The organism is Bartonella sp. AC329YNZD (assembly GCF_042196685.1).
Lineage (GTDB): Bacteria > Pseudomonadota > Alphaproteobacteria > Rhizobiales > Rhizobiaceae > Bartonella.
In genome coordinates this window covers 1-508 of record NZ_JBHIQS010000132.1, presented here as the reverse complement: position 1 = coordinate 508, position 508 = coordinate 1, and the positions used below count along the sequence as shown (strand labels likewise).

Below are 508 nucleotides of genomic sequence, written 5' to 3'. Positions count from 1 at the left end.
CCAATAAGAGCGCCCCAGAGATTAGGGACAATCTTCCAATCATCATGTTGTTTTGGAGCAATCCGCACGCCATTGCCGATGAGAGCAGCCAAGCCACACAAAGCAGCGACAGCCACAAAATCGAGAGGCGCTTGTTGACGGTCAGCAACGTCATAAATATAGCGACTTAAAGTTAAAGGCATTTGCGCAGCATGAAAAGACTCGACGGGTAAGAGAGTATATTCAAGTGGTTTTAATTCCCCCCAACCGTTTTGTTGCAATGCTTGTTTATAAGGAATGGCTTCTAAACAAGTCTTATCATTTAAAGAGCCATTATCGTTATCATTGCATGAAACATTTTGATTGTTGGTATCTATAATATTGTTTTTATTCTCTCTCATTTATTTATACCTTTTAGTATCAAAACATCATTGAAATCTAGACCGTAGGGTGCTTGCATGATAAAAACCTCAAAGCCTTGTCTATAGGCACGTGCAGCGAGGGTAAAACCTGCTTTACGCCCCGCATC

At 41.3% G+C, this 508-nt stretch carries 2 pseudogenes; both read right to left on the bottom strand.

Going from position 1 to position 508, the window contains the following annotated elements:
* A pseudogene (locus ACFIMW_RS09555) lies at positions 1-380 on the bottom strand (DUF3987 domain-containing protein); the annotation flags it as partial.
* Positions 377-508: pseudogene (locus tag ACFIMW_RS09550) on the bottom strand (virulence-associated protein E); the annotation flags it as partial. The pseudogenes ACFIMW_RS09555 and ACFIMW_RS09550, both read right to left, overlap by 4 nt.